At 66.8% G+C, this 24,151-nt stretch carries 21 protein-coding genes and 1 riboswitch; of the genes, 6 read left to right on the forward strand and 15 right to left on the reverse strand.

From position 1 onward, the window contains the following. The first annotated feature begins 22 nt into the window (after positions 1-22). Positions 23-1,321 carry an oxalate/formate MFS antiporter gene (gene oxlT, locus ACWPN7_RS11715; protein WP_137114424.1) on the forward strand — a complete coding sequence of 433 codons (1,299 nt, stop codon included), beginning with the start codon at positions 23-25 and terminating at the stop codon, positions 1,319-1,321. A gap of 85 nt (positions 1,322-1,406) precedes the next feature. Here the strand turns inward: oxlT (ACWPN7_RS11715) and thiC are convergent, their stop codons facing one another. Beyond that, positions 1,407-3,248 carry a phosphomethylpyrimidine synthase ThiC gene (gene thiC, locus ACWPN7_RS11720; protein ID WP_407824788.1) on the reverse strand — a complete coding sequence of 614 codons (1,842 nt, stop codon included), beginning with the start codon at positions 3,246-3,248 and terminating at the stop codon, positions 1,407-1,409. A 116-nt stretch (positions 3,249-3,364) separates the two neighbouring features. Then, positions 3,365-3,477, reverse strand: a riboswitch (TPP riboswitch). 204 nt (positions 3,478-3,681) lie between these two features. Between thiC and ACWPN7_RS11725 the strand changes: the two genes are divergently transcribed. Further along, positions 3,682-3,870, forward strand: coding sequence for a hypothetical protein (locus tag ACWPN7_RS11725; protein ID WP_038528112.1), 189 nt, complete (start codon positions 3,682-3,684; stop codon positions 3,868-3,870). 71 nt (positions 3,871-3,941) lie between these two features. Here ACWPN7_RS11725 and oxlT (ACWPN7_RS11730) read toward each other — a convergent pair whose 3' ends face one another. Further along, positions 3,942-5,204 carry an oxalate/formate MFS antiporter gene (gene oxlT / locus ACWPN7_RS11730; protein ID WP_149651612.1) on the reverse strand — a complete coding sequence of 421 codons (1,263 nt, stop codon included), beginning with the start codon at positions 5,202-5,204 and terminating at the stop codon, positions 3,942-3,944. Positions 5,205-5,657: 453 nt separating this feature from the next. Then, positions 5,658-6,860, reverse strand: coding sequence for an MFS transporter (locus ACWPN7_RS11735; protein WP_459198056.1), 1,203 nt, complete (start codon positions 6,858-6,860; stop codon positions 5,658-5,660). 104 nt (positions 6,861-6,964) lie between these two features. On the opposite strand from ACWPN7_RS11735, the gene ACWPN7_RS11740 reads away from it, so the two are divergent. Next, positions 6,965-7,852: a LysR family transcriptional regulator gene (locus ACWPN7_RS11740; protein ID WP_492273287.1), complete on the forward strand. Its 888-nt coding sequence runs from the start codon at positions 6,965-6,967 to the stop codon at positions 7,850-7,852. 270 nt (positions 7,853-8,122) lie between these two features. Here the strand turns inward: ACWPN7_RS11740 and sucD are convergent, their stop codons facing one another. From sucD to oxc, 4 genes are all read right to left on the reverse strand, one after another. Continuing rightward, positions 8,123-8,998, reverse strand: coding sequence for a succinate--CoA ligase subunit alpha (sucD, locus tag ACWPN7_RS11745; protein ID WP_014241630.1), 876 nt, complete (start codon positions 8,996-8,998; stop codon positions 8,123-8,125). A gap of 1 nt (position 8,999) precedes the next feature. Further along, positions 9,000-10,196 (reverse strand): ADP-forming succinate--CoA ligase subunit beta, encoded by a 1,197-nt coding sequence (gene sucC / locus ACWPN7_RS11750; protein WP_492273288.1) that lies wholly within the window; start codon positions 10,194-10,196, stop codon positions 9,000-9,002. Positions 10,197-10,430: 234 nt separating this feature from the next. Continuing rightward, positions 10,431-11,708, reverse strand: coding sequence for a formyl-CoA transferase (gene frc / locus ACWPN7_RS11755; protein ID WP_038528124.1), 1,278 nt, complete (start codon positions 11,706-11,708; stop codon positions 10,431-10,433). Between the two features lie 112 nt (positions 11,709-11,820). Then, positions 11,821-13,392 (reverse strand): oxalyl-CoA decarboxylase, encoded by a 1,572-nt coding sequence (gene oxc, locus ACWPN7_RS11760; RefSeq protein ID WP_492273486.1) that lies wholly within the window; start codon positions 13,390-13,392, stop codon positions 11,821-11,823. Here oxc and ACWPN7_RS11765 point away from each other — a divergent pair. Further along, positions 13,313-13,576 carry a hypothetical protein gene (locus ACWPN7_RS11765; RefSeq protein ID WP_492273493.1) on the forward strand — a complete coding sequence of 88 codons (264 nt, stop codon included), beginning with the start codon at positions 13,313-13,315 and terminating at the stop codon, positions 13,574-13,576. The genes oxc and ACWPN7_RS11765 overlap by 80 nt on opposite strands. Positions 13,577-13,620: 44 nt before the next feature. On the opposite strand, the gene ACWPN7_RS11770 is transcribed toward ACWPN7_RS11765, so the two are convergent. Beyond that, positions 13,621-14,310 (reverse strand): GntR family transcriptional regulator, encoded by a 690-nt coding sequence (locus ACWPN7_RS11770; protein WP_038528128.1) that lies wholly within the window; start codon positions 14,308-14,310, stop codon positions 13,621-13,623. 544 nt (positions 14,311-14,854) lie between these two features. Between ACWPN7_RS11770 and ACWPN7_RS11775 the strand changes: the two genes are divergently transcribed. Beyond that, positions 14,855-15,556 carry a CBS domain-containing protein gene (locus ACWPN7_RS11775; protein WP_014240280.1) on the forward strand — a complete coding sequence of 234 codons (702 nt, stop codon included), beginning with the start codon at positions 14,855-14,857 and terminating at the stop codon, positions 15,554-15,556. Positions 15,557-15,631: 75 nt separating this feature from the next. Here the strand turns inward: ACWPN7_RS11775 and ACWPN7_RS11780 are convergent, their stop codons facing one another. The 7 genes from ACWPN7_RS11780 to ACWPN7_RS11810 form a co-directional block, all read right to left on the reverse strand. Next, positions 15,632-17,026 carry an NAD(P)(+) transhydrogenase (Re/Si-specific) subunit beta gene (locus ACWPN7_RS11780; protein WP_137140486.1) on the reverse strand — a complete coding sequence of 465 codons (1,395 nt, stop codon included), beginning with the start codon at positions 17,024-17,026 and terminating at the stop codon, positions 15,632-15,634. A gap of 2 nt (positions 17,027-17,028) precedes the next feature. Next, on the reverse strand, positions 17,029-17,463 hold the full coding sequence (locus tag ACWPN7_RS11785) for an NAD(P) transhydrogenase subunit alpha part 2 (RefSeq protein ID WP_014240278.1): 435 nt from the start codon (positions 17,461-17,463) through the stop codon (positions 17,029-17,031). A 13-nt stretch (positions 17,464-17,476) separates the two neighbouring features. Continuing rightward, on the reverse strand, positions 17,477-18,667 hold the full coding sequence (locus tag ACWPN7_RS11790; protein ID WP_459197647.1) for a Re/Si-specific NAD(P)(+) transhydrogenase subunit alpha: 1,191 nt from the start codon (positions 18,665-18,667) through the stop codon (positions 17,477-17,479). 261 nt (positions 18,668-18,928) lie between these two features. Next, positions 18,929-19,384: a CBS domain-containing protein gene (locus tag ACWPN7_RS11795; RefSeq protein WP_200475478.1), complete on the reverse strand. Its 456-nt coding sequence runs from the start codon at positions 19,382-19,384 to the stop codon at positions 18,929-18,931. 99 nt (positions 19,385-19,483) lie between these two features. Next, positions 19,484-20,509: a 2-dehydropantoate 2-reductase gene (locus ACWPN7_RS11800; RefSeq protein ID WP_014240275.1), complete on the reverse strand. Its 1,026-nt coding sequence runs from the start codon at positions 20,507-20,509 to the stop codon at positions 19,484-19,486. 260 nt (positions 20,510-20,769) lie between these two features. Further along, entirely contained in the window at positions 20,770-21,252 is a 483-nt protein-coding gene (locus ACWPN7_RS11805) for a GNAT family N-acetyltransferase (RefSeq protein ID WP_149651135.1), read from the reverse strand. Positions 21,253-21,407: 155 nt separating this feature from the next. After that, entirely contained in the window at positions 21,408-22,337 is a 930-nt protein-coding gene (locus ACWPN7_RS11810; RefSeq protein ID WP_459197648.1) for a histone deacetylase family protein, read from the reverse strand. Between the two features lie 488 nt (positions 22,338-22,825). Between ACWPN7_RS11810 and oxlT (ACWPN7_RS11815) the strand changes: the two genes are divergently transcribed. Further along, on the forward strand, positions 22,826-24,127 hold the full coding sequence (oxlT, locus tag ACWPN7_RS11815; protein ID WP_492273289.1) for an oxalate/formate MFS antiporter: 1,302 nt from the start codon (positions 22,826-22,828) through the stop codon (positions 24,125-24,127). The last annotated feature ends 24 nt before the right edge of the window (positions 24,128-24,151 follow it).

The following is a 24,151-nucleotide window of genomic DNA, read 5'->3' on the forward strand; positions in this document are numbered from 1 at the left end:
GGACCCATCCGGGAGGAACCATATGCGCCAAACCGGTGCGCGGAGCGCCCTGCCTGTCGGCGGGCGTTGGATGCAGTTGCTTGCCGGCGTCATCTGCATGTCGATGATCGCCAATCTCCAGTACGGGTGGACCCTCTTCGTCGAACCCATCGACGACAAGCACGGCTGGGGCCGTGCGGCCATCCAGGTGGCCTTCACCATCTTCATCGTCACCGAAACATGGCTGGTGCCTGTCGAGGGCTGGTTCGTGGACCGCTTCGGCCCGCGGATCGTCGTGCTGTTCGGCTCGGTGCTCTGCGCCGCCTCCTGGGCGCTGAACGCGGTGGCGGATTCTCTGCTCGTGCTCTACGTCGCGGCGGCCATCGGCGGCATCGGGGCGGGCGCCGTCTATGGCACCTGCGTGGGCAACGCGCTGAAATGGTTCCCCGACCGGCGCGGTCTGGCCGCCGGCATCACCGCGGCGGGCTTCGGAGCCGGCTCCGCCCTGACGGTGGTGCCCATCGCCACGATGATCGAGACCTCGGGCTACGAGGCGACCTTCATGGCCTTCGGACTGGGCCAGGGGCTCGTGGTCTTCGCGCTCGCCTGGCTGCTGGTCGCCCCGCCCTCCGCTCCCCTCGCCCGCGGCGGCTTCGCCGCCCCGCCCGCGCAGCGGCAATACACGCCGAGCCAGATGGTCCGCACCCCGGTCTTCTGGGTCATGTACGCCATGTTCGTGATGGTGGCCGGCGGCGGGCTGATGGCGACGGCCCAGCTCGGCCCGATTGCCCAGGACTTCGGGCTGGCCCACGCGCCGGTCAGCATCCTCGGCCTGACCCTGCCCGCCCTGACCTTCGCCCTGTCCATCGACCGGGTGCTGAACGGGCTGACGCGCCCCTTCTTCGGTTGGGTGTCCGACCACATCGGGCGCGAAAACACCATGTTCATCGCCTTCGCCATCGAGGCGGTGGGCATCGTGGCGCTCAGCCTCTACGGCCGCGACCCGGTGGCCTTCGTGCTGCTGACCGGTCTGGTCTTCTTCGCCTGGGGCGAAATCTACAGCCTGTTCCCGGCCTGCTGCGCCGACACCTTCGGGTCGAAGTTCGCGGCGAGCAACGCCGGGCTGCTCTACACCGCCAAGGGCACGGCGGCGCTGCTGATCCCCTTCGCCAACATCATCGCCGACGCGACGGGAAGCTGGCACGCGGTCTTCCTGCTGGCCGCCGCGGTCAACGCGCTGGCCGCCGTGCTGGCGCTGTTCGTCCTGCGCCCGATGCGCAACCGCATGGCCGCCGGGTCGCTGGACGCGCGCAGCGGCCGGAGCGTGACGGCAACACCCTGACGCTCTTTTCCCCTTTCCCCCCGCTTGGGGAAGGAGCCGAAGCGAGGGGGCGCCCGTGAGGGCGTCCCCTTTTCGATTCGGGAGGTCAGTCCGCCGCCTGCCCCTCCTCCAAATAAATCTCCCCGCCCTTGGCGCGGAAGCTCTCCGACATCTCGGCCATGCCGGAGTTGGCGTACTCCCGCACCTCCTGCGTGATCTTCATCGAGCAGAACTTCGGCCCGCACATCGAACAGAAATGCGCGACCTTCGCCCCCTCCGCCGGAAGGGTCTGGTCGTGGAAGCGCTCTGCCGTCTCGGGGTCCAGCGACAGATGGAACTGGTCGCGCCAGCGGAACTCGAAGCGGGCGCGCGACAGGGCGTCGTCGCGTTCCTGGGCGCCGGGATGGCCCTTGGCGAGGTCGGCGGCGTGGGCGGCGATCTTGTAGGTGACCACGCCCACCTTGACGTCGTCGCGGTCCGGCAGCCCCAGATGCTCCTTGGGCGTGACATAGCAGAGCATCGCCGTGCCGAACCAGCCGATCATGGCGGCTCCGATGGCGCTGGTGATGTGGTCGTAGCCCGGCGCGATGTCGGTGGTCAGCGGCCCGAGCGTGTAGAAGGGCGCCTCGCCGCACAGCGCCAGCTGCTTGTCGACGTTGGCCTTGATCTTGTGCATGGGCACATGGCCCGGCCCCTCGATCATCACCTGCACGTCGTGCTTCCAGGCGATCTTGGTCAGTTCGCCCAGCGTCTCCAGCTCGGCGAACTGGGCGGCGTCGTTGGCGTCGGCGATGGAGCCGGGGCGCAGCCCGTCACCCAGCGAGAAGGCGACGTCGTACGCCTTCATGATCTCGCAGATCTCCTCGAACCGCTCGTAGAGGAAGCTCTCGCGGTGGTGGGACAGGCACCATTTCGCCATGATCGAGCCGCCGCGCGACACGATGCCCGTGGTGCGCTTGGCGGTCAGCGGGATGTGCGCCAGACGGATGCCGGCGTGGATGGTGAAATAGTCCACCCCCTGCTCCGCCTGCTCGATCAGCGTGTCGCGGAAGATCTCCCAGGTCAGGTCCTCGGCCTTGCCGCCGACCTTCTCCAGCGCCTGGTAGATCGGCACGGTGCCGATCGGAACAGGGCTGTTGCGCAGGATCCATTCGCGGGTGGTGTGGATGTTGCGGCCGGTGGACAGGTCCATCACGGTGTCGGCGCCCCAGCGGATCGACCAGACCATCTTGTCGACCTCCTCCCCCACCGAGGACGCGACGGCGGAGTTGCCGATGTTCGCGTTGATCTTGGTGAGGAAGTTGCGGCCGATGATCATCGGCTCCGATTCGGGGTGGTTGATGTTGGACGGGATGATCGCCCGCCCGCGCGCCACCTCGTCGCGGACGAACTCCGGGGTCACATGGTCGGGGATGGAGGCGCCGAAGTCGTCACCATCCCGCGCCGCCGCCTCGGCCAGCCGCTGGCGGCCCAGATTCTCGCGAACGGCGATGTATTCCATCTCCGGCGTGACGATGCCGGCTCGGGCATAGGCCATCTGCGTGACCGCCCGGCCCGGCTTGCCGCGCAGCGGACGGCGCCCGGCGCGGTCGAAGACGGGCACGGCGCGCGTCTCGCCGACGCGCAGCCCGTCGTCCTCCGGACGGACCTCGCGGCCCTCATAGGCCTCGACGTCGCCGCGGGCCTCGATCCAGGAGCGGCGCAGTTCGGCCAAGCCGCGGCGGATGTCGGTCTGCACGGCGGGATCGCTGTAGGGGCCGGAGGTGTCGTAGACGCGCACCGGTGGCTCGCCGCCGCCGACATGGATGTCGCGCATCGCCACGCGCAGGTCGGGGAAGCGCTCCCCGGCCACATGGACCTTGCTGGACGACGGCAGCGGGCCGGTCGTCACCGAGAAATGGTCGGACGGCGCGGCCTTCTGGGAAGCGGGGGGAAGAGTGTCGGGCATCTGCTGTGGATCTCCATCGCACATAGGATCGTTGGAGACCCGGGTGTGACGGAGCGGCAGAACGGACGACCGGAGCGGTCCCCATGGAGGGGTGCGCAATGGGGATGCGCGTGACCATGGCCCGTTTGTTCCTGTCCCTACGCCGGTACGACCCGGATCAGGTTCAAAGGGTTCGGCGCCTTACGGCATCATCTCAGCCCCGTGCTATGGGGCTCCCCTTGGAACGTCGCCATGCTGAACCATCCGCCCCACCCACGTCAACGCTATTCAAGGCGCGATTCACGGCGAATCCCACCCGATCAATACAATTGGCGCGATTCTGGTATCCATTATCTGGTATACAAAATCCTATTGCGCAGCCTGAGCCGGCCCCCTATGCTGCATCACAACAACAAGAAGCAACGCCCCCTCCCGAGTGCCCGGAGCCTGTCCCATGCTCGAATCCCAGATGATCGCCTTCGTCGCCCTGGCCGGCCTGATGGGCCACGGCCTGACTTTGCTGATGCGGGAGGACGACGAGTGGACTTCCGATCCGCAGGACGAGCAACCGGACGGCCTCTGGTCGTCGGACCGCTTCAACCAGTCCGGCGAGGGCCACAACCGTCCCTTCTTCCTGGAATGAAAGAAGGCCGCCGCGCGGGGTGCGCGCGGCGGCCGTCATTCGAGACAAGAAACTGAAACTTCGCGGGCCAATCAGTGGCCGGGCTGCACCGCCAGCCCACCCGCACCCTGCTGGGCGGCGAGTTCGGCGTTGCGGGCGTGGTGCTTGCGCAGCATGGGCCGCAGGATCGCGATGGCGCAGAAGGCCGCGATGAGGTCCATGGTGGCGCAGATGTAGAGCACGGTCGCCCAGGTGCCGGTGGCTTCCATCAGCAGGTTGCCCAGCGGGACCAGCAGGGCCGCGACGCCCTTGGCGCAGTACAGCACGCCGTAGATCTTCGCCGCATGCTTGGTGCCGAAGGTGTCCGCCGAGGTGGCGCTGAACAGGCTGTACACTTCGCCCCAGGCCAGGAACACCAGACCCGACAGGATCAGGAACATGATCGGGTCGTGGCCGAAGCGGCTGAGCATCAGGATGCCGAGGCCTTCAAAGGTGAAGGCGATGAACATGGTCGCTTCACGGCCGATGTGGTCGGAGACGAAGCCGAACAGCGGACGGGAGATGCCGTTCATCACGCGGTCGAGCATCAGCGCGAAGGGCAGAGCCGCCATGGTGATGCCGAACAGGCTGATCGGGGCTTCCTTCACGCCCAGATCGTGGGCGATCACGCCGAGCTGGGCCACCGCCATCAGACCGCCCGAGACGGTGCAGATGAACATGACCATCATGACCCAGAAGACCGGCGTCTGCAGCGCTTCCTTGAGCGTATAGTCGCGGCGGGACTGCAGGACCTTGGTCGAGGCCTTCACCTGATCCTTCTGCGGGGCGCGCAGGAAGTAGGCGGCGATGAGGATGATCGTGCCCTGCAGCAGGCCGAACCAGAAGAAGGTCGCCTGATAGCCCGAGGAGTGGATCATGTTGGCGATCGGCAGGATCGTCACGGCCGAGCCGGCGCCGTAGCCGCCCGCGGTCAGGCCGACGGCAAGGCCGCGCTTGTCCGGGAACCACTTCAACGCGCTGTTGACGCAGGTGGCGTAGACGCAGCCGACGCCGATGCCGCCGATGGCCGAACCGACATAGAGCATGCCGAGCGAGCCGGCGTAGCTGTCGATGATCCAGGAGAGGCCGGTCATCACGCCGCCGAAGGCGACGATGGCGCGGGGGCCGTAACGGTCGATGAAGTAGCCTTCGATGGGGGTCAGCCAGGTCTGGACGACGACGAAGACGGTGAAGGCGGTCTGGATCGAAGCGCGGGTCCAGCCATGGGTGGCCTGGATTTCCGGCACGAAGAGCGTCCAGGCGTACTGGATGTTGGCCGCGGCGACCATGCAGACGATGCCGACGACGATCTGCATCCAGCGCGCGCCTTCGGAGATGGGCGCCTGCGAGCCGCCGGAACTGTTAAAAGCTGGCCTCTGGGATTCTGTCGATCCAACCATCATTCCCTCCCGTGGGATTGCGACGCTTTGATACCGGGCATGAGGGTCCCCTTGGGCGGGCGAGCGGCGTCCGAGCGAGCGTCCGCATCGCCGCGTCATGGGCGGCCTTGTTCCGTGCCGATGTGAGTCATGGTTCAATGATGAGCTGGAGAGCCGGTCACGCCGTCCCTGCGTTCGTGGCGCTCCAGATACGGCATATGGTATGCCAGAGACATGATTGTTGGCAACACGAACTTTTGGCGTGTTGCCCTTTTCATCCAAAAATTTTTCGGGCTTTCGAAAGCCGGACAATCGAGAGGGTTGGCCCCGCCCTGAGGACGGGACCCGATGGTGCTCAGTGCGGTCGCGGAAAGGAGAGGACGAGCGGCCTCAGGCAGCCGCGGAGGCAGCGCGGGACGAGGCGGTGACAGCGAGCGCCGCTATGGCCGCCGCCAGCGGAATGAAGGACACCCACAGCACCGAATCCCAGCCGAAGGCGGCCAGCAGCCCGCCCGACGCAAAGGACCCCACCGCCATCGTGCCGAACACAATGAAGTCGTTGAGCGACTGTACCTGCGTCTTCTCCTCCGGACGGTGGCACTCCAGAACGAGCGCGGAGGCTCCCAGGAAGCCGAAGTTCCAGCCGACCCCCAGCAGGATCAGGCTGACCCAGAAACTCACCACGTCGATGCCCCCCAGCCCGACCGCGGCGGAGGCGGCGATCAGGCCCAGGCCGGCGAACACGATCCGGGACGGGCCGAACCGTTCGACCAGCCGCCCGGTGACGAAGCTCGGGGCGTACATGGCGATCACATGCCATTGCAGGCCGAGGTTGGACACCTCCTGGGACAGGCCGCACAGCCGCATCGCCAGCGGTGCCGCCGTCATGATGAAGTTCATCAGAAGATAGGAGACGACCCCGCACAGCACGGCGGTGACGAATCGCGGCTGGCGCGCGATGACGCCAAGCGGCCGTCCCCCGGCGGCTTCCGCCGCGGTCGGCATCGGCAGCCGCACGCCGACCAGCACCAGAGCGGACAGTGCTGCCACGGCGGCCTGGGCGAAGAAGGTCGCCAGGAAAAGGTGCGGCGGCCAGACATCCATGGTGACGGTGACGAGCTGCGGTCCGATCACCCCGGCGAACACCCCTCCGGCCATCACGGCCGACATCGCCCGCGGCCGCCGCTCCGGTTCGACACAATCGGTCGCGGCGAAGCGGAAGGACAGAACCACGGCGGCGTAGGCGCCCCCGGGAATCATCGCCGCGCAGAACAGCCAGAAGCTCCCCAGAATCACCGCCAGGGCGGACAGCAGCCCGACGAGCACACCGCAGCCCGTCCCCGCCAGGAAGGCGGCGCGCCGCCCATGCCGCCGGGCGATGGCCCCGGCGGGAATGGTGCAGACCGCCATGCCCACGACGAAGACGGAGAGCGGCAGCGTGGCCAGCGCCGGGCTGGGAGCCAGCGTGTTCCCGACGATGGCGCCCGTCGCATAGACCACCACCGCATTGGCGCCGGCCAGCGCCTGCGCGGTCGCCAGCCGCAGAACGTTCGCTGTCCCGTGCGCGTAAAAGTTGGTGTCGGCTTGGCTCATGACGGTTCTCGGGACTGGCTCTGTAACAGTTGCCCCAGGCTTACCGACCCGCCATCATGAATAGAAGTGGTATGTTTTCATGATTGGATGAGCCGGAGTCATGAATGCTTGATCGCCAGATACTCGCGATCCTCCGGGAGGTGGATCGGGCGGGCAGCGTCACCGCCGCCGCCGAACGCCTGAATCTCAGCCAGTCGGCGCTGAGCCACACGATGCGCAAATTCCAAGAGCGCTGCGGCGTCGAAATCTGGACGAAGAGAGGGCGGAGCCTCCGCTTCACCCAGGCCGGCGGGCATCTTCTGGCGTTGGCGCAGCGCCTGCTGCCGCAGTTCGAGCACGCCGAACGGATTCTCGCCGATTTCGCGTCGGGCCGCCGCGGGGCGTTCCGGGTGGGCATGGAATGCCATCCCTGCCAGGCTTGGCTGATGCGGATGACCGCCCGCTATCTCACGCAATGGCCGGACGTGGATTTCGAGGTCCGCACCGCCTTCCGCTTCGACGGCCTGGGCGCGCTGCTCGACAACGAAATCGATCTGCTGATCACGCCCGACCCCATCGAAGCCGCCGATGTCCTGTTCACGCCGGTCTTCGACTACGAACTCGTCCTCGTGGTGCATGACGCGCATCCGCTTGCCGCGCGGGGTGTGGCGCAGCCCGAAGACCTGCGTGCGGAGGAACTGATCACGGTCCCGGTCAGCCTGGAGCGGCTGGACGTCTACACCCGCTTCCTCGTCCCCGCCCACTGCCGTCCGCTTCGCCACAAGACCGCGGAGTTGACCGACCTGATGCTCCAGCTCGTCGCCGCCCGGCGCGGGGTCACCGTCCTGCCGGACTGGCTGGTGCGGGAGGACGGCGCCGGCCTGCCCGTCCGCTGCGTGCGGCTGGGGAGCGAGGGGATCGGCAAGAGCATTCATCTCGGCGTCCGCCGCGGCGAGGAAAGCGTGGACTACATCGCCGGCTTCCTCGCCCTCGCCCGGACGATCGATCGGTAAGCGCAAAAAAATGGCCGTGCTGTTGCCAGCACGGCCAGTGATTTCGAGAGGCTCGCATAAATGCAGAGCAACAACCCGCCCGATACAAAGGGTGAAGCACCCTGTGCAAGACCAAGATGACTGGTCAGACCACTCACCGCAACGCTTCTCCGATGGCTTTCCACATTGCGGAAACAGCCACATTTCATTTTGAATACACAACAAAGAAGACCGCGCCGTCGCCGGCGCGGTCAGTCACTTCGGGGAAAACACCACTGCGACGAAAACGGATCAGCCCTTGAAGACCTTCAGCATGGTGGAACCCAGGCTGGCAGGGCTGTCGGCGACGGCGATGCCGACGGACTTCATGAACTCGATCTTGAAGTCCGCGGTGTCGTTGCCGCCGGAGATCACCGCACCGGCATGGCCCATGCGGCGGCCCGGAGGCGCGGTGCGTCCGGCGATGAAGCCGACGACCGGCTTCTTCGTCCCGGAGTCGCGGATGAACTCCGCGCCCTTGACCTCGGCGTCGCCGCCGATCTCGCCGATCATGATGATGCCCTCGGTCTCCGGGTCCTTCAGGAACAGCTCCAGGCTGTCCACGAAGTTCGTCCCGTTCACCGGGTCGCCGCCGATGCCGATGCAGGTCGTCTGGCCCAGCCCCGCCGCGGTGGTCTGCGCCACCGCCTCGTAGGTCAGCGTCCCCGAGCGCGAGACGATGCCGATCTTGCCGCGCTTGTGGATGTGGCCCGGCATGATGCCGATCTTGCACTCGTCGGGCGTGATGATGCCCGGGCAGTTCGGCCCGATCAGCCGGGTCTTGGAGTTGCCCAGCGCCCGCTTGACGCGCACCATGTCGAGCACCGGGATGCCCTCGGTGATGCACACCACCAGCGGGATCTCGGCGTCGATCGCCTCCAGGATGGCGTCGGCCGCGAACGGCGGCGGCACGTAGATGACGCTGGCGTTGGCGCCGGTCTTCTCGACCGCGTCGGCCACCGTGTCGAAGACCGGCAGGTCGAGGTGCTTGGTGCCGCCCTTGCCCGGGGTGACGCCGCCGACCATCTTGGTGCCGTAGGCGATCGCCTGCTCGGAATGGAAGGTGCCCTGGGCGCCGGTGAAGCCCTGGCAGATCACCTTCGTGTTCTTATCGACGAGAACAGCCATCTCACGCGGCCTCCTTCACGGCCTTGACCACCTTGTCGGCGGCGTCGGCGAGGTTGTCGGCCGAGAGGATCGGCAGACCGGACTCGCTGAGGATCTTCTTGCCCAGCTCGACGTTCGTGCCTTCCAGACGGACGACCAGCGGAACGTGCAGGTGCACCTCGCGGGCCGCCGCGACCACGCCTTCGGCGATGACGTCGCAGCGCATGATGCCGCCGAAGATGTTGACCAGGATGCCTTCGACGTTCGGGTCGGAGAGGATCAGCTTGAAGGCCGCGGTGACGCGCTCCTTCGTGGCGCCGCCGCCGACATCGAGGAAGTTGGCCGGCTCGCCGCCGTACAGCTTGATGATGTCCATGGTCGCCATCGCCAGGCCGGCGCCGTTGACCATGCAGCCGATGTTGCCGTCCAGTTTGACGTAGTTGAGGCTGTGCTTGGCCGCCTCGATCTCGGCCGGATCTTCCTCGGCCTCGTCGCGCAGCTCCTCGACGTCCTTGTGACGGAACAGGGCGTTGTCGTCGAAGGCCATCTTGGCGTCGAGCGCCAGGATCTCGCCTGAGCCGGTGACGATCAGCGGGTTGATCTCGACGATCGCGCAGTCCAGCTCGGTGAACGCGCGGTACATGGCGGTCAGGAACTTCGCCGCCGCCCCGACCTGCTTGCCTTCGAGGCCGAGCGCGAAGGCGACCTTGCGGGTGTGATAGCCCTGGATGCCGGTGGCCGGATCGACGGCGACCTTGACGATCTTCTCCGGCGTGTTGTGGGCGACCTCCTCGATCTCCATGCCGCCTTCGGTGGACGCCATGATGGTGACGCGGCCGGTGGCGCGGTCGACGAGCATGCCGAGATACAGCTCGCGCTTGATGTCGGCGCCTTCCTCGACGTAGAGGCGCTTGACCTCGCGGCCTTCCGCACCGGTCTGCTTGGTGACCAGCACGTGGTTCAGCATCTCGGCGGCGTTCTTGCCGACCTCCTCGACGGACTTGACGACGCGGACGCCGCCCTTGCCCTCGGGGTTGCCCTTGAAGCGGCCGGCGCCGCGGCCGCCAGCATGGATCTGCGACTTCACGACCCACACCGGGCCACCCAGCTCGCGGGCAACGCTCTCAGCCTCCTCGGGAGAGAACGCGACGCCGCCGCGGGGCACCGCGACGCCGTACGTCTTCAGCAGGCCCTTGGCCTGATACTCATGGATGTTCATGGCTGTCTTCGGGTGTTTAAAATGGAAGGGTGCGGGGCGCAGGCCGGCATCGGCGCTGACGCTTTCCGCGCCGGCACCCTGCGTCCTGTGCTGAATCCGTGGAAGAATAACGGTGTGAGCCTGCGGCTCACCGGATGTATGCGTCAACGCCCCCGCTCTTCGGGACTGCGTGCGCCTGTTATCCGTGCTGCATGGAACGGGCGTCCCGACGGGACGCCCCTGCCACGGCTGTCTTTACTCGGCGGCCATGCGGGGAACGACCAGCCCCAGCGCGCCGCTGTCGCGAACCTCGCCGATGCGGCGTTCGTCGAAGCCGAGCACCTCGCGCAGGATCTCGTCGGTGTGTTCGCCCAGCAGCGGCGACCGCGTGACCTCGGTCGGGCTGTCCGACAGCTTGATCGGGTTGCCGACCGTCAGGTACTTGCCGCGCGTCGGGTGATCGACCTCGACGATGGTGCCGGTCTCGCGCAGCGACTGATCCTCCGCCAGCTCCTTCATCGACAGGATGGGGCCGCAGGGGATGTCGTACTTGTTCAGGATCTCCATGACCTCGAACTTCGTCTTGGTCATGGTCCATTCTTCGACGGTCGCGAAGATGTCCTTCAGGCGCGGCAGGCGCGCGGCGGGCGTCGCGTAGTCCGGATCGGTGACCCATTCCGGCTTGCCGATGACGTCGCAGATCTTCGCCCACACGGGCGCCTGGGTGATGAAATAGATGTAGGCGTTGGGATCGGTCTCCCAGCCCTTGCACTTCAGGATCCAGCCCGGCTGGCCGCCGCCCGAGGCGTTGCCGGCGCGCGGCACGGTGTCGCCGAACTCGCCGTTGGGGTACTGCGGGTACTCTTTCAGTGGGCCGCGCTCCAGCCGCTGCTGGTCGCGCAGCTTGACGCGGCAGAGGTTCAGCACGGCGTCCTGCATGGCCGCCAGCACCTTCTGGCCGCGCCCGGTCTGGGTGCGCTGGTAGAGCGCCGTCACGATGCCCAGCGCCAGATGCAGGCCGGTGCCGCTGTCGCCGATCTGGGCGCCGGTGACCATCGGCGGGCCGTCGTCAAAGCCGGTCGTCGAAGCCGAGCCGCCGGCGCACTGCGCGACGTTCTCGTAGACCTTGCAGTCCTCGTAGGGACCGGGGCCGAAGCCCTTGACCGAAGCGACGATGATGCGGGGGTTCAGCTCCTGGATGCGCTCCCAGGTCAGGCCCATGCGGTCGAGCACGCCGGGGGCGAAATTCTCGACCATCACGTCGCAGATGCGCACCAGATCCTCCAGGACGCGCTTGCCGTCCGGGTTCTTGGTGTCCAGCGTGATGGACCGCTTGTTGTGGTTCAGCATGGTGAAGTAGAGGCTGTCGGCCTCGGGCACGTCGCGGAGCTGGCCGCGCGTGATGTCGCCCTCGCCTGGACGCTCGACCTTGATCACGTCGGCGCCGAACCACGCCAGAAGCTGCGTGCAGGTCGGACCCGACTGAACATGGGTAAAGTCCAGAACCCGCACGCCTTCAAGAGCTTTTCCCATCGTCGTTCCTCCCGGTGGTGCTCTGTGTCTGAAAAGGGCGACCCCACCCCTCGCTGGCAGGGCCGCCCGGCCTGGAACCGGAGAACCGGCGTCCTTGGTTACCGCTCGATCGTCAGGTCTTGGGACCCTTGCGAACGGCGCTGGTGGGGTTGAGGCTGCCGATGTTGCCGCTCTCCGACCCGGCGTTGGGGTCGATCACCGCGTTGATCAGCGTCGGCCGGCCGCTGTCCATCGCCGCGCTGACCGCGCGGTACAGCTCGTCCGGCGTCGTCACGTTGACGCCCGCGCCGCCGAAGGCCTCCATCATCTTGTCGTAGCGCGAGTCCGGAACGAAGACCATCGGCGACGGGTCCGACCCGCCCGTCGGGTTCACGTCCGTCCCCTTGTAGATGCCGTTGTTGTTGAACACCACGATGCACACCGGCAGGTTGTAGCGGCAGATCGTCTCGACCTCCATGCCCGAGAAGCCGAAGGCGCTGTCGCCCTCAACCGCCAGCACCGGCTTGCCCGACTCCACCGCCGCGGCCACCGCGAAGCCCATGCCGATGCCCATCACGCCCCAGGTCCCGACGTCCAGGCGCTTGCGCGGCTGGTGCATGTCGATGATCCCGCGCGCCAGGTCCAGCGTGTTGGCACCCTCGTTCACCAGCAGAGCCTCGGGCCGCTCCTGCACCACCCGGCGCAGCGCGCCCAGCGCGCCGTGGAAGTTCATCGGCGAGGCGTTGCTCATCAGCTTGGGCGCCATCTTGGCGATGTTCGCCTCCTTGCGCGCCGACACCGCCCCCGTCCACTCCGCCGGCGGCGGCGTCCAGCCCTTCGCCATCCCGGCGGTCAGGGCCGACACGCACGACCCGATGTCGCCGACCAGCGGCGCCACGATCGCCACGTTGCTGTCCATCTCGCGCGGCTCGATGTCGATCTGGATGAAGGTCTTCGACCCCGGCTCGCCCCAGGTCTTGCCCTTGCCGTGCGACAGCAGCCAGTTCAGACGCGCGCCCACCAGGACCACCACGTCGGCGTCCTTCAGCACCATCGAGCGCGCCGCGCCGGCCGACTGCGGGTGGGTGTCGGGCAGCAGACCCTTGGCCATGCTCATCGGCAGGAACGGGATGCCGCTCTTCTCGACCAGTTCGCGCACAGCCTCGTCGGCCTGGGCATAGGCGGCGCCCTTGCCGAGGATGATCAGCGGCCGCTTGGCGCCCTTCAGCACCTCCAGCGCGCGCGCCACCGAGTCCGGCGAGGGCAGCTGCGCCGGGGCGGCGTCGACCACCTTGACCAGCGAGCGGGCACCCTCGGCGGCGTCCATCACCTGCGAGAACAGCTTGGCCGGCAGGTCGAGGTAGACGCCGCCCGGACGGCCCGACACCGCGGCGCGGATCGCGCGGGCCACGGCGATGCCGATGTCCTGGGCGTGCAGCACGCGGAAGGCCGCCTTGCACAGCGGCTTGGCGATGGCCAGCTGGTCCATCTCCTCGTAGTCGCCCTGCTGCAGGTCGACGATCTCGCGCTCCGACGAGCCGGAGATCAGGATCATCGGGAAGCAGTTGGTGGTGGCGTTGGCCAGCGCGGTCAGGCCGTTGAGGAAGCCCGGCGCCGAGACGGTCATGCACACGCCCGGCTTCTTGGTCAGGAAGCCGGCGATCGCCGCGGCGTTGCCGGCGTTCTGCTCGTGGCGGAAGGAGATGAACTCGCAGCCCCTCGCCCTGGGCCATGCGCAGCAGGTCGGAAATCGGGATGCCCGGCACGACGTAGAGGTTCTCGATGCCGTTGAGCTTGAGGGCATCGATGACGAGCTGGAAACCATCCGTCAGCGCCGGTTCCGCATCGGTGGCGGCCGTGGCTTGGTTGTTGAGGACTGTGACGGCTGACATAAGGGTTACTCCTCCCCAACTCTTATTCGGTTCACGATCGGTCAATCGAGAAAATCGCAGTGCTGTTCGACATGGCGGGCCAGCCCCAGCGTGTGCTCGCGCACCCGCCGCTCGGCCAGGTCGGCGTCGCGCCGGGTCAGGGCGTCGATGATGTCGCGGTGCTCGACGATGGACGTCTCGGCCCGGCCGCCGCGGCGCATGGTGACGCGGCGGATGGCCCGCATGTGGATGAAGAAGCGGTCGGTCAGGTCGGCGATGAGCGTGCAGCCCGAGGCCTGGATGATCGACTGGTGGAAGGCGACGTTGGCGTCGGAATACTCCAGCACGTGGTCGGCCAGTTCGCCTTCGGCGAAGCGGTCGAAGGTCTCGTGCAGGTCGGCCATGCCGCGCTCGTCGGCGCGCTCGACGAAGAGGCGGGCGGCCATGCCCTCCAGGGCGGCGCAGACGGTGATCATCTCGATGATCTCCGCCTTGGTCTTGCGGACCACGAAGATGCCGCGGCGGGGCATGGAGCGGATGAAGCCCTCCTGCTCCAGCAGCGCCATGGCCTCGCGCACCGGGGTGCGGCTGACGCCCAGCGCCTCGCAGAGCTGGCGCTCGTCGAGGCGGATCTCGCTCGGCCCGCCGTAGATGTCCATCTGGGTGATGGCCTGGCGCAGCGCCTGGTAGGCCTTGGCCTTGAAGCTCATCCCCTGATCCAGTGGCGCGACCGAGAAACTCATCATCTGCATTGGCGTTCCCGTCCCTCTCTCTCCGCCCCTGGGAATGATCCGGGGTTTCCCCGGTTGACGGGGTTTGGGCCGCGCTTTCATTGCCCCGGAGAGGGAAGCGGCTTGGATTGGAGATACGGTATACCAGATGCCAGTTCATGACAAGCGGATATGTTCGGATCGCGGACTGTTTCTTCGATGAACGACGACGCGACGATTCCTCCGCCACGGCCCGGCAATTCTGCGCCTTCTGCCGCTTTCTGGCATATCGTATACGGTATCCACATGCCGCATGACTGGTATACCGAATCCACCGTGGTTGCGGCGGATCGCTGGGGGTACAAACGTTCTTGGAACTACACGCATTCCTCCCTGTAGATTCCCCCACCTGACGGCTCCGCGGCTTCCTGCCAGCGGAGCCTTCTTTTTTCTCCGCCCGCAAAATTTGCCCGACTGTGGAATTTGCCCTGCGGCAAATTGGTATACCGTACACCAGACAGTTTCACCGCACTTCTCGTGTGTGTATGTTGGCTGGGTCAACGAATCAGGCAAACGGAGGAAAGCCATGAAAGCTGCGGACATCATGACCCGTCAGGTGGTCACCATCGGTCCCGACGCCACGGTGACCGAAGCCGCGAAGCGCATGCTGGAGAACCGGATCAGCGGCCTGCCCGTCTGCGATTCGAACGGGCGCCTGCTCGGCGTCATCAGCGAGGGCGACCTGCTGCGACGGACGGAGACCGGCACGGTGCGCCGGGCCTCCTGGTGGCTCGCCATGTTCGCGGGCGCGCCGAACCAGGCCGCCGACTACACCAAGTCCCACGGCCGCCACGTGCGCGACGCGATGACCGAGTCGCTGATCTCCGTCACGGAGGAGACCCCGCTCGACGAGGTCGTCCGCCTGATGGAGGGCAACCGCATCAAGCGCGTTCCGGTGCTGAACAACGGCAAGCTGGTCGGCATCGTCAGCCGCGCCAACCTGCTGCACGTCCTCGCCAGCATCGCGCCGGACGTCTCCCCCGCCGCCGCGGACGACCGCGTCGTGCGCGACCGGCTTCTGGAAACCCTGCGTGCGCAGCCCTGGGCGCCGGAGATCAGCGAAAACATCGTGGTGCGCAACGGCGTCGTGCATCTCTGGGGCAGCGTCCGCACCGAGGCGCAGCGTGACGCCATTCGCGTCGCCGCGGAGAATACACCCGGCGTCACCCGCGTGGAAAATCACCTGATCATCGTGGATCATGTCGCCGAAGGCGCGGTCGGCTTCTGATCCGGTTGCCGATACGGCAACAAAAAAGCCCCTTCCCGGCTCGTCCGGGAAGGGGCTTTTCCTTTCAGCAGGCCTTTACTCGGTGGCCTTCACGACCTCTTCGGTGACCTTCTTGGCGTCGCCGAACAGCATCATGGTGTTGGGACGGAAGAACAGCTCGTTCTCGACGCCGGCGTAGCCGGCGGCCATGCCGCGCTTGATGAAGAACACCGTCTTGGCCTTCTCGACGTCGAGGATCGGCATGCCGTAGATCGGCGATTGCGGATCGGTCTTGGCCGCCGGGTTGGTCACGTCGTTGGCGCCGATCACGAAGGCGACGTCCGCGGTGCTGAAGTCGCGGTTGATGTCCTCCAGCTCGAACACCTCGTCGTAGGGCACGTTGGCCTCGGCCAGCAGCACGTTCATGTGCCCGGGCATGCGCCCCGCCACCGGATGGATGGCGTACTTGACCTCGACGCCCTCCTTCTTCAGCAGGTCGGCCATCTCGCGCAGCGCGTGCTGGGCCTGAGCCACCGCCATGCCGTAGCCGGGGACGATGATCACCGACTGGGCGTTCTTCATGATGTAGGCCGCGTCCTCCGGCGAGCCAGCCTTGACCGTGCCGCGCTCGCCGCCGCCGGCCGCTGCCGACGCCGCCCCGCTGTCGCCGCCGAAGCCGCCCAGGATGACGTTGAAGATCGAGCGGTTCATGCCCTTGCACATGATGTAGGACAGGATCGCGCCCGACGAGCCGACCAGCGCGCCCGTGACGATCAGCAGGTTGTTCTGCAGCGTGAAGCCGATGCCCGCTGCCGCCCAGCCCGAGTAGCTGTTCAGCATCGAGATGACCACCGGCATGTCGGCGCCGCCGATCGGCAGGATCAGCAGCAGACCGAGCGCCAGCGACACGGCGACGATCAGCCACATCGGGGCATCGGCGTTGCTCTGCACCAGCCAGACGATGAGCAGGATGGTGAGGATGCCGAGGCCGGCGTTGAGGTGGTGCTGGAAGGGGAAGACCAGCGGCTTGCCGGTGACCAAGCCCTGCAGCTTGGCGAAGGCGACGATCGAACCGGTGAAGGTGATGGCGCCGATGGCGGTGCCCAGCGCCATCTCGACCAGCGAACCCTTGGCGATGGCGCCGGGGACGCCGATGCCATAGGCCTCGGGCGAGTAGAAGGCCGACAGCGCCACGAACACCGCGGCCAGACCGACCAGCGAGTGGAAGGCGGCGACGAGCTGCGGCAGGGCGGTCATCTCGATCTTCTTGGCGATGACGTAGCCGATGCCGCCGCCGATCGCGATGCCGAGCACGATCATCCAGTAGGACTGGACGATGGGCAGGGCCAGCGTGGTCAGCACGGCGATGGTCATGCCGGCCATGCCGAAGAAGTTGCCCTGGCGGGAGGTCTCCGGGCTGGACAGGCCGCGCAGCGCCATGATGAAGCAGACCGAGGCGACCAGATAGAGAAGGGCGGACAGGGTTTCCATGGTTACTTGCCCTTCTTCTTGAACATCGACAGCATGCGCTGGGTGACCAGGAAGCCGCCGAAGATGTTGACGCTGGCCAGGATGACCGCGAGGAAGCCCATGATCTTGGAGAAGCCGAAACCGGCCGGGCCGGCGGCGATCAGGGCGCCGACGATGATCACCGAGGACACCGCGTTGGTCACCGCCATCAGCGGCGAGTGCAGCGCCGGCGTCACCCGCCACACCACGTAGTAGCCGACGAAGCAGGCCAGCACGAACACCGTCAGGCCGGTGATGAAGAAGTTGCCGTGGCTCGCCGCGTCCAGGACGGGCGCCGGGATCGGCATCGCGTGGGTCATCTGGGCAACCTGGACCTGAAGCTCCGCCGTCTGGTTGGTCAGGGTGAGGAGCGAGTGGCGGAAGGCCTCAATCTGGCTCGCGGGATCGGGATGTTCCATGGAAGCCGCCTCCTCAGACGGTCTGGACTTCGCGGACCGTGTCCGCGAAGGCGGGATGGACGACCTGCCCATCGCGGGTGAGCGCGATGGCCTTCACGATCTCGTCGTCCCAGTTGAGCGTGACGCGACCCTTTGTGTTGTCTTCGGGGTCCTTGTTGTGCAGCGACTGCAGCAACGCGAGCAGGTTCTTGGCGTACAAGAGCGAGGCGCTCTCGGCGATGCGGCTGGGGTAGTTGGCGTGGCCGACGATCTTCACCCCGTTGTCGGTGACGACGACCTTGCCCAGCTCCGAGCCCTCGACGTTGCCGCCCTGCTCCACCGCCAGATCGATCAGCACCGAGCCCGGCTTCATCGACGCCACATGCTCGCGCGTCACCAGGATCGGCGCCTTGCGCCCGGGGATCAGCGCCGTGGTGATGACGATGTCCTGCTTCTTGATGTGCTCGGCCACCAGCGCCGCCTGCTGGCGCTTGTAGTCGTCGGACATCTCCTTGGCGTAGCCGCCCGCGGTCTCGGCCTGTTTGAACTCGTCGTTCTCCACCGCGACGAAGCTGCCGCCGAGGCTCTGCACCTGCTCCTTGACCGCCGGGCGCACGTCGGTCGCCGAGACGATGGCGCCCAGCCGCTTGGCCGTGGCGATGGCCTGCAGGCCCGCCACACCGACGCCCATGATGAAGGCGCGGGCCGGCGGCACCGTGCCCGCCGCGGTCATCATCATCGGGTAGGCCCGGCCGTACTCGCTGGCAGCATCGACCACCGCCTTGTAGCCGGCGAGGTTGGCCTGCGAGGACAGCACGTCCATGACCTGGGCGCGGGTGATGCGCGGCATGAACTCCATGGCGAAGGCGTTCACCCCGGCCGCGGCGTAGGCCGCCACGTGGTCGCGGCTGTTGTAGGGGTTGAGGATGGCGAACAGCAGCGCGCCGCGCTTGATCAGCGCCAGCTCGTCGAGGTCCCCTTCCCCGGCCAGCAGCGGGCGCTGCACCTTCAGCACGATGTCGGCATCGGCCAGCGCCGACGCGGCATCCGGCGCGATCTCCGCACCGGCGTCCTGGTACACCCGGTCCGGCAGGTTCGAGCCCAGACCGGCCCTGGTCTCGACCACGACGTCGAGACCGAGACCTTTGATCTTCTTGACGGTTTCCGGAGACGCCGCGACGCGATTCTCGCCCGCGCGCCGCTCCCTGGGTATGGCGATTTTCATGGTTGTTGATTGCCTCCCAAAGCAATCGGCAGGACGAGGCGTCAGCGCTCCGGCCTCGACGGCGGGCGGCCTCGGCGGGCGGCCCGCCGGTCAAATTCTCGAATGATGTCGGTGCCGGCCAGCGACGAGGCGTGGTCCGGCGTCAGTCCCGCAGGGCGGCGGAGCGGTCACCCGGGATGGATGCGGGTGACCGCCTCCGGACCACCGCCGCCGTCATGGGAAGGCTGCCCCGGGCACGACCGCCCGGGGCACCGTCGTCCGTCACTGGGCCGCGGCGACGGGATAGCTGACGACCTCGGCCGGCTCGGCGTCCGGCGGGGCGGCATCAAGCTGCGCCTTGATGAGATCGCGCACGCTGACCACGCCGACCAGCGAGGCACCGTCCAGAACGGGGATGTGGCGAATGGTATGCTCGTCCATCAGCTGGAGCACGTGACGGACGGAATCGCCCGGCGTGCAGCAGACAGGATGGTGGCTCATCACCGCCGTGACCGGCAGGGACAGGATGCCCGGCCCGCGGTCGGTCAGGCTGCGCACGATGTCGCGTTCGGAAATCACCCCGACGACCGTGTTGCCCTCGGTCCGGCAGACGTCCTTGACCACCAGCGCGCCGGTGTTTTCGGCCTTCAGAAGACGCAACGCCGTTTCCACGGTTTCGTTGATGCGCACCGTGCCGATGCGCGTCCCCTTTCGGCGGAGAATGTCTTCAACCCTCATGACGCTCCTCCTGTGAAGCGATTGTCCGGCCCCTCGGCGTTGCTTCGCTTCGTCGTTGGGGGCGTTGGTTTCTGTGTGCGGGGCCGGACGGTGTCCGCCCTACTGGGCGGCGACCGCGGGGGCGGCCTCGGACGATGCCCGCTGCGGGCGGGTGTAGCAGTCGGCGATCTCGCCGCGCTGGCGGACGAGCGCCAGGACCACGTCGATGGTCGGGGTCGCCACGCCGACCATGCGGCCCATCTCCTGGACCACCGACAGCAGGGCGTCGATCTCCATCGGACGGCCGCGCTCCAGATCCTGGAGCATCGAGGTCTTGTGCGCACCGACGGCGCCGGCACCGTTGATGCGGCGCTCCACATCCACCCGGAAATGCACGCCCAGACGGTCGCCGATCTCCTTGGCCTCCAGCATCATCGACTTGGCGACGGCGCGGGTTTCCGGATCGGAGCAGATGACGTCCAGCGTGGCGTGGGTGAGCGCGCTGATCGGGTTGAAGCAGAGGTTGCCCCACAGCTTCAGCCAGATCTCGTCGCGGATGCGGTCGAGCACCGGGGCGCGCAGGCCGCCGGCCTCCATCGCCGCGCTGAGCTTCTTCACGCGGTCGGACTGGCTGCCGTCCGGCTCGCCCAGCGAGAACTTGTCGCCGTAGATGTGCTGAATGACGCCGGGCTCGACGACTTCGGTCGCGGGGTAGACGACGCAGCCGATGGCGCGCTCCGGGCTCAGGCCGTTCCACTGGATGCCGCCCGGATCGACGGTGTCGAGCACGCGGCCTTCGAACTCGCCGCCGTTCTTGTAGAAGTACCAGTAGGGGATGCCGTTGACCGCGGTGACCACGGCGGTGTCCTTGCCAAGCAGCGGCTGGATGGCGTTGACGACGCTGGGAACGGAGTGGGCCTTCAGACCGATGATGACGTAGTCCTGCGGGCCGAGTTCCGCCGCGTTGTCGGTGCAGCGGGGGTGGACGACCGTTTCTTCCTCTCCGACGATCAGCTTCACACCGTTCTCACGCATGGCCGTGAGATGGGCGCCGCGCGCCACGAGGCTGACATCCGCGCCGGCCTGGTGGAGACGCACACCCAGATACCCGCCGATGGCCCCGGACCCAAAGATGCAGATCTTCATAACCCGTTTCCTCTCCCCCAATTATCGGCCACGCGCCGCGCAGCCTTTGCAGTAACCCCAATCAATCAGCACACCGAACAAATACGGAGTTTGGTATACCAGATACCAGATGTCAACTGGCAAAATAGACCCTGACGAGGGAGGGGCATGATCCGGAATCGGGCGAGAATCCTGGGTTTTCCAACGAAAGTTCGAGCATGGAAAACCGGACGCCCGGCCCGTCCGGACGCCCGGTTCGCGGGTCCATCCGGTGAGTGGGATCAGGTGAGCGGCAGGACGAGCTGGAACGCCTTAACCGTCATGCGCTTGCGGTGATAGAAGCGGTGCGCGTCGCCGCGCTGGACGCCGGAGATGATTTCCATCTGGGCGCAGCCCTTTTCACGGGCCTGGGCGGCCAGCCAATCGAACAGCTTGTCGCCCAGACCGAAGGAACGGTGCTTCGGCGAGGTGACGAGATCCTCAACATACATATAGCGACCGCGCGACAGCGTCTCGTGAACGCGGAAGCCGCCGCAGCCGGCCACCTCGCCGTCGATGCGCAGGAGCGCCATGTTGTAGCCGTCCTCCATCTGGCGGCGGATCTGGGCGGCGTAGGCGTCGGGATCGGTCATGTGGGTGCGCAGTTCCTTCACCACCGCGTAGCTGTCGGCGATGTCGGCGTCGGTCTTCGCCAGGGTGATCTCGATGGTGGGCTGGCCCGAAGCGTTCTGAGCGGCGTTCTGTTCGGCGATCCGCTGGTCCATCGTGCGTAACTCCCGTTTTTTTGTGTGTTCGAGGGACTCTGTTCGTCTCTCTGGTATTTGGTATACCAGATAATCCGTGCAGGAAGCAACCGACCTTATGGTGCAGCTGCGCAAAGTCCCTCGAAATCACCCGGGCTTCGTCGTCCGAGCCCCGGTCAGGCGCGCATCAGGGCCTGGAGATGGGCGGCGCACCCTTCGGCGAGCCCCACCATGTCGTAGCCACCCTCCAGCACCGTCACGACCCGGCCATCGCACAGCCGGTCCGCCGCCTCGACCAGCTTGCGCGTCGCCCATTCGAAATCCGGGCCGGTGAAGTTCAGCGACGCCAGAGGGTCGCGGGCGTGGGCATCGAATCCGGCGGAGATCAGGATCAGCTCCGGCTGGAACTCCTCCAGCGCGGGGAGGATGCGGCGCTCCATGGCTTGGCGGAACTCCACCGTCCCGGAGTGGGGCGGCAGTGGTGCGTTGACGATGTTGTCGGCGACTCCGGTCTCGCTCATCGAACCGGTGCCGGGATAGAGCGGCGACTGGTGGGTCGAAGCGAAGAACAGGTCGGCGTCGTCCCAGAACATCGCCTGGGTGCCGTTGCCGTGGTGCACGTCGTAATCGACCACGGCGACGCGGGTCAGGCCACGCCGCTTGCGGGCGTGCTCGGCACCGACCGCCACGTTGTTGAAGACGCAGAAGCCCATGGCCCGGGCCGGCTCGGCGTGGTGGCCACAGGGGCGGACAGCACAGAAGGCGTTCTTCGCCGTCCCGTCCAGCACCGCGTCCACCGCCGCGCAGACCGCGCCAGCGGCCCGCAGGATCGCCGAGCGCGAGGTGGGCGACAGCACGGTGTCGGCGTCCAGCCGGGCATGGCCGCTGTCCGGGACCGCGTTCAGCACGGCGTCCACATAGGCCGGGTCATGCACCCAGCGCAGCTGCTCGACGTCCGCTTCCGGGGCCTCGAAGCGGGGCAGATCGCGGAACTCGTCGCGGTCCAGAACCTCCCACACCACGGCGATTCGCTCGGGACGCTCCGGGTGACCCGGGCCGGTGTCGTGCGCCAGGAAGTCCGGATGGGTGAAAATGGCGGTGGTCATCGAGTCTTCTCCTCCCCTGTACCGATGATTTGAAGCTGGTCGATCGCGCGACGGCGCGGAAGCGGCATGCCATCCCGAGTCGACGCGCGCTCTTGCCTTATATGTATACCAGATACCAGAATGGGCCAAATCGCTTTGCTGACGAACCGTCAGCACTGCAACCGTCCAAGCGCAAGAACCCCTATTCAGACAAAGGCCATCAGCGCTTCCGAAGGTGGTAGAGCAGCCCTTGCATGCCGAGTCTGTTTGTTACGCTGACAAACAGCTTGCGCCGGAAACTGTATCTGGCATACCATATCTCTAATGCCAAAAACGCTCACCCCGCGAGCTTAAGCCGCCCACACCAAGCGGCCGGTTCCACGGTCAGGCCAAGGCGATGGAGACGACCCGGCACACCACGGGGACGCCTCCGGTCAAAGAACAAAAACAACCCGACTCAAAAAATCAAAAGACCGCTTCGCAAAGAGATCGCTTCTAGGAGGAGAGAAATGCACCAAGCCCTCACGGAGGCCCCGAAGGGCCCCCTCGGTGGCCGCTGGTTCCAGCTCGTCATCGGCGTCATCTGCATGTCGATGATCGCGAACCTGCAGTATGGCTGGACTCTGTTCGTCGAGCCCATCGACCAGAAGCATGGCTGGGGCCGTGCGGCCATCCAGGTGGCCTTCACCATCTTCGTCGTCATGGAAACCTGGCTGGTTCCCGTCGAAGGCTGGTTCGTCGACAAGTTCGGCCCGCGCATCGTCGTCCTGATCGGCGGCGTGTTCTGCGCCGCGGCCTGGGCGGTCAACTCGGTGGCCAACTCGCTTGCCATGCTCTATCTGGGCGCGGCGCTGGGCGGCATCGGCGCCGGCGGCGTCTATGGCACCTGCGTGGGCAACGCGCTGAAGTGGTTCCCCGACCGCCGCGGCCTCGCCGCCGGCCTGACCGCCGCCGGTTTCGGCGCCGGCTCGGCCCTCACGGTCGTTCCCATCGCCAACATGATCCACTCCTCGGGCTATGAAGCCACCTTCATGACCTTCGGCATCGGCCAGGGCGCGGTGATCCTCGCGCTGGCGTGGTTCCTGGCGGCGCCGAAGAAGGGGCAGGTTCCGGAGGTCTCCCGCTCGTCGGTGTCGCAGACCCGCGAGAGCTACACCCCGGTCCAGATGCTGAAGACCCCGGTCTTCTGGGTGATGTACGCCATGTTCGTGATGGTGGCGGCGGGCGGCCTGATGGCGACCGCGCAGCTCGGCCCGATCGCCAAGGACTTCCACCTGGACGGCGTTCCCGTCAGCATCATGGGCCTGACCCTGCCGGCGCTGACCTTCGCCCTGTCGATCGACCGCGTGCTGAACGGCGTCACCCGTCCCTTCTTCGGCTGGGTGTCCGACCACATCGGCCGCGAGAACACGATGTTCATCGCCTTCGCCCTGGAGTGCGTCGGCATCCTGGCGCTGAACCAGTGGGGCCACAACCCCGTCGCCTTCGTGATCCTGACGGGTCTGGTGTTCTTCGCCTGGGGTGAGATCTACAGCCTGTTCCCGGCGCTGTGCGGCGACTCCTTCGGCTCGAAGTTTGCCACCACCAACGCCGGCCTGCTGTACACCGCCAAGGGCACCGCGTCGCTGGTCGTTCCCTTCGCCAACGTGGCGGTCGCCTCGACCGGCAGCTGGCAGGCGGTGTTCTTCTTCGCCGCCGCGGTCAACGGCATCGCCGCCCTGCTGGCCATCTTCGTCCTGAAGCCGATGCGCGCCCGCCAGATCAACGAGAGCCTCCCGGCCTCGAAGCTGGCGGCGGAGCCGGCCCAGTAAGGCACCGGACGCACCATCAGCACA

This window comes from Azospirillum sp. UENF 312511, from assembly GCF_058780635.1.

What these genes read in the sequence shown, in the direction of transcription:
- ACWPN7_RS11795 (WP_200475478.1), bottom strand. Translation starts at nt 19,384, where the DNA reads ATGAGGGTTGAAGACATTCTCCGCCGAAAGGGGACGCGCATCGGCACG.
- ACWPN7_RS11740 (WP_492273287.1), top strand. Translation starts at nt 6,965, where the DNA reads ATGCTTGATCGCCAGATACTCGCGATCCTCCGGGAGGTGGATCGGGCG.
- sucC (WP_492273288.1), bottom strand. Translation starts at nt 10,196, where the DNA reads ATGAACATCCATGAGTATCAGGCCAAGGGCCTGCTGAAGACGTACGGC.
- oxlT (WP_149651612.1), bottom strand. Translation starts at nt 5,204, where the DNA reads ATGCAGATCGTCGTCGGCATCGTCTGCATGGTCGCCGCGGCCAACATC.
- ACWPN7_RS11775 (WP_014240280.1), top strand. Translation starts at nt 14,855, where the DNA reads ATGAAAGCTGCGGACATCATGACCCGTCAGGTGGTCACCATCGGTCCC.
- ACWPN7_RS11765 (WP_492273493.1), top strand. Translation starts at nt 13,313, where the DNA reads ATGCACACGCCCGGCTTCTTGGTCAGGAAGCCGGCGATCGCCGCGGCG.
- thiC (WP_407824788.1), bottom strand. Translation starts at nt 3,248, where the DNA reads ATGCCCGACACTCTTCCCCCCGCTTCCCAGAAGGCCGCGCCGTCCGAC.
- frc (WP_038528124.1), bottom strand. Translation starts at nt 11,708, where the DNA reads ATGGGAAAAGCTCTTGAAGGCGTGCGGGTTCTGGACTTTACCCATGTT.
- ACWPN7_RS11780 (WP_137140486.1), bottom strand. Translation starts at nt 17,026, where the DNA reads ATGGAAACCCTGTCCGCCCTTCTCTATCTGGTCGCCTCGGTCTGCTTC.
- ACWPN7_RS11810 (WP_459197648.1), bottom strand. Translation starts at nt 22,337, where the DNA reads ATGACCACCGCCATTTTCACCCATCCGGACTTCCTGGCGCACGACACC.
- ACWPN7_RS11800 (WP_014240275.1), bottom strand. Translation starts at nt 20,509, where the DNA reads ATGAAGATCTGCATCTTTGGGTCCGGGGCCATCGGCGGGTATCTGGGT.
- oxlT (WP_492273289.1), top strand. Translation starts at nt 22,826, where the DNA reads ATGCACCAAGCCCTCACGGAGGCCCCGAAGGGCCCCCTCGGTGGCCGC.
- oxlT (WP_137114424.1), top strand. Translation starts at nt 23, where the DNA reads ATGCGCCAAACCGGTGCGCGGAGCGCCCTGCCTGTCGGCGGGCGTTGG.
- ACWPN7_RS11735 (WP_459198056.1), bottom strand. Translation starts at nt 6,860, where the DNA reads ATGAGCCAAGCCGACACCAACTTTTACGCGCACGGGACAGCGAACGTT.
- ACWPN7_RS11805 (WP_149651135.1), bottom strand. Translation starts at nt 21,252, where the DNA reads ATGGACCAGCGGATCGCCGAACAGAACGCCGCTCAGAACGCTTCGGGC.
- ACWPN7_RS11785 (WP_014240278.1), bottom strand. Translation starts at nt 17,463, where the DNA reads ATGGAACATCCCGATCCCGCGAGCCAGATTGAGGCCTTCCGCCACTCG.
- ACWPN7_RS11790 (WP_459197647.1), bottom strand. Translation starts at nt 18,667, where the DNA reads ATGAAAATCGCCATACCCAGGGAGCGGCGCGCGGGCGAGAATCGCGTC.
- ACWPN7_RS11770 (WP_038528128.1), bottom strand. Translation starts at nt 14,310, where the DNA reads ATGCAGATGATGAGTTTCTCGGTCGCGCCACTGGATCAGGGGATGAGC.
- ACWPN7_RS11725 (WP_038528112.1), top strand. Translation starts at nt 3,682, where the DNA reads ATGCTCGAATCCCAGATGATCGCCTTCGTCGCCCTGGCCGGCCTGATG.
- sucD (WP_014241630.1), bottom strand. Translation starts at nt 8,998, where the DNA reads ATGGCTGTTCTCGTCGATAAGAACACGAAGGTGATCTGCCAGGGCTTC.